Source organism: Candidatus Desulfolinea nitratireducens (genome assembly GCF_982879505.1).
In genome coordinates, this window is sequence record NZ_CEYOSI010000109.1 from 1 (window position 1) to 10883 (window position 10883).

The 10883-nt window shown below is 47.4% G+C and carries 11 protein-coding genes and 1 pseudogene; 8 read left to right on the forward strand and 4 right to left on the reverse strand.

Features of this window, described 5'->3' with window-relative positions:
* The 4 genes from AC3DOM_RS10600 to AC3DOM_RS10615 all read right to left on the reverse strand — a co-directional run.
* A partial coding sequence (locus AC3DOM_RS10600; protein ID WP_487919019.1) for a cache domain-containing protein occupies nt 1-947 on the reverse strand: 947 nt, incomplete at its 3' end.
* Between the two features lie 3 nt (nt 948-950).
* The gene (locus AC3DOM_RS10605) at nt 951-2039 is read right to left on the reverse strand and encodes an NAD-dependent epimerase/dehydratase family protein (RefSeq protein WP_487919020.1); all 1089 of its coding nucleotides are present in this window, start codon (nt 2037-2039) and stop codon (nt 951-953) included.
* A gap of 18 nt (nt 2040-2057) precedes the next feature.
* Nucleotides 2058-2855: a uroporphyrinogen-III C-methyltransferase gene (gene cobA / locus AC3DOM_RS10610; RefSeq protein ID WP_487919021.1), complete on the reverse strand. Its 798-nt coding sequence runs from the start codon at nt 2853-2855 to the stop codon at nt 2058-2060.
* Complete coding sequence (locus AC3DOM_RS10615; RefSeq protein WP_487919022.1) at nt 2824-3462, reverse strand: precorrin-2 dehydrogenase/sirohydrochlorin ferrochelatase family protein; 639 nt, start codon at nt 3460-3462, stop codon at nt 2824-2826. Before AC3DOM_RS10615 ends, cobA begins: the two co-directional genes overlap by 32 nt.
* A gap of 313 nt (nt 3463-3775) precedes the next feature.
* Between AC3DOM_RS10615 and AC3DOM_RS10620 the strand changes: the two are divergent.
* The 8 genes and pseudogenes from AC3DOM_RS10620 to hemE form a co-directional block, all read left to right on the forward strand.
* A pseudogene (locus AC3DOM_RS10620) lies at nt 3776-3976 on the forward strand (formylglycine-generating enzyme family protein); the annotation flags it as partial.
* A 302-nt stretch (nt 3977-4278) separates the two neighbouring features.
* Nucleotides 4279-4647, forward strand: a complete 369-nt coding sequence (locus tag AC3DOM_RS10625; protein WP_487919029.1) for a manganese efflux pump — start codon at nt 4279-4281, stop codon at nt 4645-4647.
* A 322-nt stretch (nt 4648-4969) separates the two neighbouring features.
* The gene (gene hemA / locus AC3DOM_RS10630; protein ID WP_487919023.1) at nt 4970-6253 is read left to right on the forward strand and encodes a glutamyl-tRNA reductase; all 1284 of its coding nucleotides are present in this window, start codon (nt 4970-4972) and stop codon (nt 6251-6253) included.
* Nucleotides 6250-7167 (forward strand): hydroxymethylbilane synthase, encoded by a 918-nt coding sequence (gene hemC, locus AC3DOM_RS10635; protein WP_487919024.1) that lies wholly within the window; start codon nt 6250-6252, stop codon nt 7165-7167. Before hemA ends, hemC begins: the two co-directional genes overlap by 4 nt.
* A gap of 9 nt (nt 7168-7176) precedes the next feature.
* Nucleotides 7177-7920, forward strand: a complete 744-nt coding sequence (locus AC3DOM_RS10640) for a uroporphyrinogen-III synthase (RefSeq protein ID WP_487919025.1) — start codon at nt 7177-7179, stop codon at nt 7918-7920.
* Nucleotides 7913-8926 carry a porphobilinogen synthase gene (hemB, locus tag AC3DOM_RS10645; protein WP_487919026.1) on the forward strand — a complete coding sequence of 338 codons (1014 nt, stop codon included), beginning with the start codon at nt 7913-7915 and terminating at the stop codon, nt 8924-8926. Before AC3DOM_RS10640 ends, hemB begins: the two co-directional genes overlap by 8 nt.
* Nucleotides 8927-9071: 145 nt before the next feature.
* A complete protein-coding gene (locus AC3DOM_RS10650) occupies nt 9072-10232 on the forward strand; it encodes a TIGR04053 family radical SAM/SPASM domain-containing protein (RefSeq protein ID WP_487919027.1) in 1161 nt (386 codons plus the stop codon).
* Nucleotides 10233-10236: 4 nt separating this feature from the next.
* The coding region (gene hemE / locus AC3DOM_RS10655; protein WP_487919028.1) for a uroporphyrinogen decarboxylase at nt 10237-10883 on the forward strand (647 nt) is incomplete at its 3' end.

Consider the following 10883-nt stretch of genomic DNA (forward strand, 5'->3'; position numbering starts at 1 on the left):
CCTAATATGGCAACCAGGCCAAGAACTATGGTTTGAAATCCCATCATTCTTACAGGGGCAAACAACTCTTGAGAGTCGTGCCAAATCACTACCATCCAGGGGGCTTGCGAAAGTGAAGCAAAGGCTATTACAGTCCCTGTATTTAGTTCATTTGTTGTGCAACCCAGACAGGCTTCGAATCTTGGTTTGTCTTCTGTAAATAGTTGATTAGTAATTTTTTCTATTGTGTTTTCTGTAAGTGTTCGATCCGGATGGGTGCTAACTAATACCTGCCCTTGAGAATCCAATATTTGCAACGTCCCATCTAGCTCCGTATCTAACGAGCTACTTGAAATGAAAATATCCGGATTAGAGAGATCTATTATGGCAGCCAGGGTTCCTTCAGGATGGGTGCTATTTGGATGAGTAACTGGCACAGCAACAACTGCGTAAGGGCGTGGTATCCCATCAATTATTATATTTCGCGTTAGATTGCTATCCATAGTTTGAGCCAGTGACATATCTTCCCATTTGATGTTTGGCGCTGTCGCCGTAGCAGCAAGCAAATGATTGTTTGAGTCAAATAGGTAGACTCCTTGAACTGGACGGAAATCCCGTTCAAAAACAACTTCCCACTCTTCAAGGTTTGTCTGAGAGCTGTCCATATTGATTTGTGATGATAGGATGGTGAGCATACCTGCGACGTGGCTAAGACTTGAGTCCAAGCTTTCTGCAAGTATGCGTGCTCGTAATACATGCTCGGAGAGTTGCTGTTGCGTTGCCTGGCGAAAAGTAGAAATGGCAATGAAAGCAAAAATGGAAATCAACCCTATTAGGCCAACTGTGACCAAGAGCGACATCTTGCTGCGCAAGCCAACATCAAACCACTTTCTTGTCAGAACGTACTCTAACCACTTTTGGTAGAAACGTTTCCAACTAGTACGGAAAAGATCTAGGAGCTTTGCCATAACTTACCCCTGCCCCTTGAGTTTTTCGGGTTGAGGCGGCCATTCGCAGTAACGAGAGCGTTTGCAATACTTGCAGGTGCCATTCTCCTCCAAGCTCTCATAAGTTCCTTCAAATTCGCCCATTAGGTCATACCACTCATAAGTTCTCCCGATGGTAATGCGCAAAGGTGTTTGGGGCATATCAAAAGCTGTACGAGCTTTGGTCGTTTCATAAAAGAAGAACTGCGCTTCAAGGCGTAATCGATCACCTGTTAGTGGAACCGGGCCGCTGGTCTGGGGTTGTAGCATGTCTGTCAAGCTGGCGATAATGGATACCTGCCAGCGTGGCATGGCTTTGAGCTTCATGCCGCATCCAACCACATTCGTTATCGTCTTATATAGTTGTAAATGTGAAATATTCTCGCCGCCCAGAATATAACGCTCCCCTACATGTCCTTTTTCAACTGCCTCAATAGCTCCCTGTGCTGCGTCGCAAATGGGAATGATGTTGATCCCGCCAGGAGGAATGAATGGCGGTACGTGGTGATTCCCAACCTCTACAACCATCCCGCTTGATACCTTGCGTACATCACGTGGTCCTATTACGGTCGTTGGATTGACGAGAACAACGGGCAATCCTTTTTCTATATATTCAAAAGCGATCTCTTCTGCGAGGTACTTGCTATGTCCATAAATAAAACGTTCGGGTTCGACATTGAACGTGTAACTTTCGTCAACGATTTCATTGGGATGAATTCCCATGGCTGCGGTCGAACTGATGTGTACCACCCGATCAATACCGGACTTTAGGGCTGCTTCCATTACATTGCGTGTACCGTCTACGTTGACTTTGTACATGTGCTCTTCACCCTGATTCCAATAATCGACTACTCCTGCTGCATGGAAAACTACATCAATACCTTCCATTGCCGGGAGCAAGCTGTCAGGCTCCAGCACATTACCGATGACAAATTCAAATGGACCACCTTCCAAAAGTTCTCGAGATGATTCCGAACGCTCCAGAATGCGCACATCCCAGTGGCGTTCAATTAAACGCAGGGCGATATTTGATCCAATAAACCCCGTTCCGCCGGTAACCAGCGCGCGTGTCATCTTTGAATTACCTTGCCCTTATCCCATTAAGGAAATTTCTAAAGTCGACTTGAACCATTCCAAAGTTGGATGCAGGCTGACCACTTTGCCGATGATGATGATTGCAGGCGGTTCGATATCAGCAGCTTCTTCGAGAATGTTATCTAGCGTTCCCGTGACCACCTTTTGTTCCGGTAGAGTTCCCCGTTCGATCAGAGCAATGGGGGTTTCTGGTGAACGACCCACTTTCAGCAGCGAGGTAACGATCAGCTTTAGGCTGTGCACGCCCATTAGAAATACAAGCGTGTCAACCCCCTGAGAAAGTGCTTGCCAATCTACGTCCAAGGGTTTTGAGCCTGCACAATGCCCGGTGATGAATGCCACACTACAGGCCACGCCTCGTTGCGTGACCGGAATGCCAGCATAAGCCGGAACTGATATCGCGCTCGTCACTCCGGGAATAATTTCAAATGGAATACCCGCCTTGGCCAGAGATAGCGCTTCCTCTCCACCGCGCCCAAAGACAAACGGATCGCCGCCTTTGAGTCTTACGATAACTTTTCCCTTTTGCGCCTCTTCTACAAGAATGGCGTTTATTCGTTCCTGAGGAGTTGGATGATGATCGGGCTTTTTACCGACATCGATGATCTCTGCTTGGGGTGCATGTGCCAGTAGTTGTTGGTTTGCAAGCCGGTCGTGCACGACCAAATCTGCTTTTTGCAAACACTCTAGCCCACGCAAGGTCAAAAGCCCGGGATCGCCGGGGCCTGCTCCGACAAGATAAACGATTCCACTGGAAGAGTTGTCAGTATTGTTGGTGTAGTTGTTCTCTAGCATAGATTAGTGCCGCGTCTTTCCCTTGAATTTGGATAATGTGCAGAATTTCTGAATCTATGATACGTAAAGCTGCTTGCAGACGAGCCCTGCCAGGGGAGTGCTTGGTAAGGAGCTCTGGGCGCAGTTCAGCTAACACCTCGACCAGAGTGCCATATTCGGGTCCAATAATTCCTTCCAGGCGCTCGCGCATCCGTCGCGCTAATGCCGGGCTGCCTCCTCCCGTCGAAATCGCAATGCTCATCTCGCCTCGTTGGACGATTGCCGGTAGGATGAAATTGCTATGTTCAGGATCATCCACCACATTGATCAGGCAGCCGCGCTGTTTCGCCTCAGCCCATATGGCTTGATTTACAGTTAAATCGTCGGTTGCTGCAACAGCCAGGTAAGCCCCTTCCAAGTCGCTGTTTTGATACGAACGTTGGATAAAAGTGATCGTGTTCATATCAACCATCGATTGTAGTTCTGGCACTAGCACTGGGCTAATCACCTTTACCTGAGCATCAGCGACTAATAGACCCTCCACTTTTCGAGCTGCGACGTGCCCTCCTCCGATAACTACAGTTTGCTGTGAATCTAAACCGATCAAGCATATTGTGTAAGTTTTCACTAGTTTTATTTTAGTACTAACTATATAGATAAGTCAAATGATGGAAGTCACTAACTTGAGTTACAGATTGCTCAGAAGAGAAAAATGTAATTAGATGCCTTTTGGATGTCGGATTTTTAACAGCTGTTATGCGGCCAATATTAATTACCTTTCAGCCGCGTATCGTTTCTTGCGAGATGAACTGAAAACACAAATCATACAATTTATTGCACCGGTGAGAAGAAATGAGAGTGGAGTTCAAGAAGGATATCAAGTTTTGTAGGGCGCATAACAGTCGGCGATCCACTTCCAGTGTATAGATGGAATCACGTGGTTGGATGCTGAAGATAGTGACGTGTTGATCCTCCAGAGCGGCGAGAAATGGCAGTCGCAGAACGATTATCGGAATCACCCGGTTGTGGAAGTAAGTTGGCACGGTACACAAGCGTATTGTTCTTGGGTAAATATGAGAATGCCAACTGAAGCGCAATGGGAGAAGGCAGCTCGCAGTGGATTTGAAGGTAAAAAATATCCTTGAGGGGATCAGAATCCAAGTTGCCAGATTGGAGCGGAAAATAGCACTCAGGTCCATGAGTGTAGTGGTCGTACGGTTGCGGTAAGTAGCTTGGCTATGGATTGTATGATATGGTAGGAAATGTCCTTGAATGGGTGGGTGACCTGCCCCCCGAAACCTGATCCAAGTAGAATGTTACAGATCAGGAAAAAGGAGACAGACAATGCCAAGAAAACGATGCTATTCAATTGAACAGATAATTAAAAACTGCGAGAAGCGGATGTGCTGCTGAGTCAGGGCAAATTACCAGCCTGCGTGGCAAAATCAGATTAGCTGCTCACTTCGGCATTTTTCAGGCAGGCATGACAGCTTTAGGTTGGTTGGCCGGAGAAACAATCGTTCATTATGTTAAAGAATTTGATTATTGGATCGCCCTTGTATTGCTTTGGTATGTTGGGATTAATTTTATCCTTTCTGGGCTGAATGGAAATGGCAAAGCTTTTGAGCAGGATCCTTCTACGGGGTATGTTCTAGTAGTCCTCTCTTTTGTTACAAGTATTGATGCATTTGCTGTTGGATTGAGTATTGCTCTTCTCAATGTTCCAATATTATTATCTGTAGTTATGATCGGTTTGGTTGCTTTGCTCTTATCTGCAGTAGGCTTATTTGCCGGGCTATATCTTGGAAAATAATTTGGAAAGAAAAGAGAAGTTCTAGGTGGCCTGATTTTGTTAGGCATTGGTATCAGAGTGGTCATTACCCATACACTTCTTTAGCAATATAAAGATAGAGTCCGAAATACGAAAATAGTAAAAAACAGGCTTCTATAAATGGTTGGGAGAGGTGGTGAAATCTGTTGATTTCTTGAACTATCTTAGAATTTCTATTTCAAAGCCACCTTAGGCTGCTTTATTCTCATAAGACTCTTAAGCAAATTCTCTACAAATCTACACCGTAATTGTGCATTTTGGCGCTATAGTATCTAGAATTATCCTGAAAGGTATTGAGAGGCGTATGCACATTCATTGTTTAGGTATTAATCACCACACAGCAAGCGTTAGCCTTCGAGAAAAACTAGCGTTCAACGATGACCAAATTCAATCAGCCCTCGCCCGCCAAGGATGTGGCATTGGAATGTCCATAAGCACTGAAATGATCATTCTCTCCACTTGTAATAGGGTAGAGATTTATGTAATTTCCAGTTCAACATCTTCAGTTGAGCTGGAAATTTTTCTTTCAGATATCCACGACATTCCCAGAGAAGAATTAGCCCCTCATCTTTATCATCATCTCGATCAGGATGCAATTGAACATCTCTTGCGCGTTGCAGCCGGATTAAATTCACTGGTTCTTGGGGAGCCCCAAATTCTCGGACAGGTGACGCACGCGCTTCAACTTGCTCGCGGACAAAACACGGTTGGCCCTATCCTTTCTCGTTTATTCCAAACCGCTATCCACGCAGGGAAGAGAGCCCGCACAGAAACTCTGATCGGACGTAACCCCTCATCTGTTTCATCGCTGGCAGCCTCTGTTGCTGAGAAAACCGTTATTGCGATAGAGAAAGCACAAATCGTTGTTCTTGGTGCTGGAGAAATGGCAGAGCTTGCTGTCGAAGCATTGCGTAAACGCGGAGCGATGAAAATTCTTGTCGTCAATCGCACACTAGATCGCGCATTGGCTTTGGCTGAACGTTGGGGGGCAGAGACCTCTACCTTTGAGCAGCTTGCTACAGCCCTCACACGTGCTGATATTTTGATAGCATCCACTGGTGCGCCTCATACAATTATCCATGTTCCCCAAGTTGAGAAAACGCTAAAAGATCGTGCAGAGCGTCCACTCGTGATGATAGATATTGCTGTTCCACGAGATATTGACGCTGATGTAGGAGACCTCCCTGGCGTCAACCTCTTTAATATGGATGGGCTAAATACACAGCTCGAAGATTCTCTTGCAAAACGCAGCGCAGAAGTGCCGCATGTAGAAAGCATCCTCTTTGAAGAAAAAGCACATTATAATGATTATCTCGCATCACTCGATATGCTGCCCCTAATCGCAAATCTGCGTGAACAGGCTGAAAGCATTCGGCAGCTTGAGCTCTCCAAAACCCTGCGCCGTCTACCCGATCTGGAAGACAGAGATCGCAAGCGGATTGAAGCGCTCACACAGGCACTGGTCAAAAAACTGGTTGATGCCCCTATTCGACGATTACGCTCTGAAGCAAGCAACGAGCAAGCCCCACAATATGCGACAGTAGCCCGAGCCCTTTTTGATATTCCGGAAACCCCAAGATCATCATGAATTTAATTTTTGCAACCCGCCCCTCCAAACTTGCTCGCTGGCAAACCACCTGGGTCATAACCGCCTTGCATGCTGCTCATTCAAACCTTAGCTGCACAGAAGAAGTTTTCGTCACCCAAGGCGACAAAGTTCTTGATAAGCCTCTTCCCATGATCGGCGGTAAAGGTCTCTTCACCCAGGAACTCGAAGCTGCGCTCCTCGATGGACGCGTAGATGCTGCCGTTCACTCCTTAAAAGATTTGCCCACAGAAAACCCAACGGGGCTCATGCTGGGCGCAATCCCATCGCGAGCTGATGTTCGTGACGCCCTTGTTTCCGAAGCAGGCTACACCCTCGAAACGCTCCCTGAGAATGCAAAAGTTGGAACATCCAGCCCGAGGCGAGCGGCGCAACTTCTTGCTCTTCGCCCCGATCTTAAAATCGCTGATATTCGCGGCAATATAGATACTCGTCTTCGTAAACTGCTCGAAGGACAATACGATGCCGTCGTCTTCGCCGCTGCTGGATTAATTCGCCTTGGCTTGGATGCAGAACTTGGCGAGAAAATGCAGATACTTTCCTTCGATGAGATGCTCCCAGCACCCGGACAAGGAGCGATGTCCGTTCAATGTCGAACCGACGCAAACGCGACCCTGGACTTGCTGGCTGCGGTTGATCATCTGCCTACTCGTTTGGCCGTTACCGCCGAACGCGTCTTTTTGGCAGGTCTCGGCGGCGGATGCGCTGTTCCTGTTGCCGCGTACGCAAAAGTTAATCATCAGACATCGACTGTTAGCTTAACGGGCTTGGTTTCTTCGCTGGACGGTAAAAAAGTGATCAAAGTCTCTGGCGAAGGAAACGATGCTATAGAACTCGGCAAAAAACTTGCCGAAGAAGCTCTCGCACAAGGTGCAGCAGAAATCCTGCAAGGCTAAAGCTAGAATATGCCTAAAGTTCTGATCACTCGTCCTCGTAAACAGGCAGAAGCTTTTGCCGATGCGCTAGAAGCAGCAGGATTCGAGCCAATCTTCTTCCCTGTTATTCAGATTCGCCCAATGGATGATCTTTCTCCCTTGGAAGATGCGGTGAAAGATATAGAGAAATATGCGTGGGTGATTTTCTCGTCATCCAATGCTGTGGATGTGTTTTTCGATGCTGTGGGGGAGACGCTACAACTGCCTAAGGTAGCCGCCGTCGGCTCAAAAACGGAAGCAAGCCTCAGGTCACGTGGCGTGGCGGTGGATTTCGTCCCGGAAGAATATGTGAGTAAAGCCATCCTGCCCGGCTTAGGCGATCTAAACGACAAATGGATTTTGCTTCCACGAGCCGAGATCGCACGAGAAGTTTTGCCACAAGAAATTTTAGCTGCTGGGGGGATTGTCCACGAAATTGCTATTTACCAGACATTGCCAACTCAACCTGAAAAAGAAGGAATATCCGTTTTGCGTGAAGGCGTAGATGTGGTCACTTTTACAAGCCCATCTACGGTGCAAAATTTCATTCGCCTGACGAAAGATGCTGGCCTTGATCCTTTTGATTTGGCAGGCAAGCCTGTTTTTGCTTGTATAGGATCCGTTACAAAAGAAGCTGCTGAAAGAGAGGGATTCTCTGTAGCGGTGATGCCAAAAAAATATACTGTTGAAGGATTGGTTGAAAGTTTGATAAACCAAAATATTATTTATGAATAAAAATGCTCAATTTCCTATAGCTCGCCCGCGCCGCTTGCGACAGAGCGAAGCCTTGCGTGCGATGGTGCGTGAAACCGAACTGAACGCCAGCGATTTCATTTATCCGCTTTTTGTGCGACATGGTAGTGGACGAACACCGATCGTTTCCATGCCTGGCGTAGACCAACTCTCTGTTGATGAAGCTGTGCGCGAAGTAGAGACAGCGGCAAAACTGGGTATTCCTGCTGTAATCTTATTTGGATTACCCGCTGAAAAAGACCCGATTGGGTTGGAAAATTTTGCCGAAAATGGCATTGTTCAGCAGGCAATTCGAGCGATAAAACGTGAAATCCCAGAGATGGTTGTGGCAACGGATGTTTGCCTTTGCGAGTATACCGATCATGGGCATTGTGGGATTTTGAATACGGGCGAACACTTTCAGGCATCTTTTCCCGAGAGCTATGTGCTGAACGATCCATCTCTGGATATTCTTGGCAAGGTCGCTATTTCTCACGCCGAATGTGGAGCGGATATTGTTGCTCCATCCGGGATGATGGACGGGATGGTTTCTGCCATTCGTTCGGCTTTAGACGCTGCGAAATTTGAAAATTTGCCTATTATGTCTTACGCGGTTAAATATGCATCTGGCTTTTACGGTCCATTCCGTGATGCGGCAGATGGCGCACCTAAATTCGGTGACCGAAAATCTCATCAGATGGACCCTGCAAATGTCAACGAAGCGCTGCGTGAAGCCGCCCTGGATGTGGGTGAAGGTGCGGATATGCTGATGGTCAAACCCGCGTTAGCTTATCTCGATATTATCCGCACGGTCAAAAACGCGTTTCCTGAATTCCCCATGGCGGCTTATAACGTCAGTGGCGAGTATGCAATGGTCAAAGCCGCCGCAGCCAATAATTGGATTGATGAAGAGAAGGTCACGCTTGAAACATTGCTGTCGATGAAACGTGCAGGCGCAGACCTGATCATCACCTATCATGCTAAAGATGCAGCCAAGTGGCTGAAGTAATCAATCTTTCCGAAATATTTCTGCGAGGAGCGTGCTTTTGCGACGTGGCGGTTTCCTATACCGTTCGGGAGATTGCGTTGGCGATAAAACTACCTCGCAAAGACACGACTGAGTAACAAAAAAATATAAAGACCAGGAGTAATTTATGACAGAAGCTAGAAATTTGAGTGAACGTGCAGCAGCCGAGCGCGGGCAGCGGGATCAACGGATGGTTATCGCAGATTTTGATCAATCCCCATTCACGATCGCTTGGGAAGTAAGCCGAGCCTGTGCCTATGCCTGCGTCCATTGTCGTGCGGATGCACAGCATAAACGTGATGTAAATGAGCTTTCAACAGAAGAAGCTTTTACTCTTATTGATAGACTGGCTGACTTCGGTTCTCCAATATTGATCTTTACTGGTGGTGACCCGATGGTGCGCCCGGATTTGGCTGAGCTGATCACATACGCGTCCCAAAAAGGCCTCCGTTGTTCATTAACGCCTACAGCCACAGCATTGCCCACTAAAAAACGCCTCGAAGAAGTACGTGATGCCGGAATCCGACGCATTGCCCTCAGCCTCGACGCTCCTCGCGCCGAAGTCCACGATGATTTTCGCAAAGTGTCAGGCTCCTGGAAACGCACAATGGATATTCTCCACCGTGCGCAGGAAGTTGGTATCAGCGTACAGGTCAACACGACCGTTGCCAAGCATAATATTGACATTTTGGAAGAAATGGTTCCTTTCATCGAAGAAGTCAACGCAGTCCAGTGGTCGGTTTTCTTCCTCGTCCCAACCGGGCGCGCGATGATCAACCAAATGATCTCTGCCGAAGAACATGAGCGTACCTTCAATTGGCTCTATGACCTTTCAAAAGTCGCTCCTTTTGACATCAAAGCCACAGCCGCACAGATGTACAGGCGCGTAGCAATTGAACGCAAACGTGCCGAGCAGAGCGATGGCAAACCTGTCGCTTTTCAGGGAGCAGGTTTCCAATATGAAGACGGATTGCATCGCCCCAAAAAGGGTGTTAACGATGGGAATGGATTCCTCTTCATCTCACATATCGGCGAAATCCAACCTTCGGGCTTCCTCCCTCTAACAGCAGGAATGGTACGTGAAGACGATGTGGTCGACGTTTATAGAAACCATGAGATCTTCAAGAATTTGCGTGATTATTCCAAACTGAAAGGCGTTTGCCGAGATTGTGAATATCGTGAAGTCTGTGGTGGACAACGTGGACGCGCTTACGGCGTAACTGGCGATTATATGGAAAGCGACCCAGGTTGTATTCTGGTCGCAAATGCAGCTGAAAACGGAAAATAAAGAAATGACAAATACATCTGATAACTCCAATTTCATGAAGGCTTGCCGTCTTGAGCCTGTAGACCAAACCCCTGTCTGGTTTATGCGTCAGGCGGGGCGTTATATGCCCGAATATCGCAAAATTCGCGAGAAATATAGTCTGCTGGAGATGGTTGCACAACCGGAGATCGCTGCCGAAGTAACCCTTCAACCGATCAAAGCTTTTGGCATGGATGCAGCAATTCTCTTCGCTGATATTCTCCTGCCCCTCCAGCCAATGGGTGTGAACTTCGAGTTTGTGCCTGGCAAGGGTCCTATTATTGAAAACCCTGTTCGCACAGCAGCGGATGTTGCCGCACTGAAGCCCGTCGAAGTGGAAGCAAGTTTGGGTCACGTTTTGGAAGCGATTCGCATTTTGCGTGGCGAACTGACAGATGTCCCTCTAATCGGCTTTTGCGGTGCACCCTTCACTGTCGCATCCTATATGATAGAAGGCGGTCCTTCGAAAGATTATAAAATGGCAAAATCCATGATGTATAACACGCCTGAAGTTTGGCACGCATTTATGGAGAAGTTGACTGCTGTTTTGATTGACTATCTAACAGCGCAAATCAGTGCGGGGGCGCAAGTCGTGCAACTCTTTGATTCATGGGTGGGTGCGCTCAATCCACA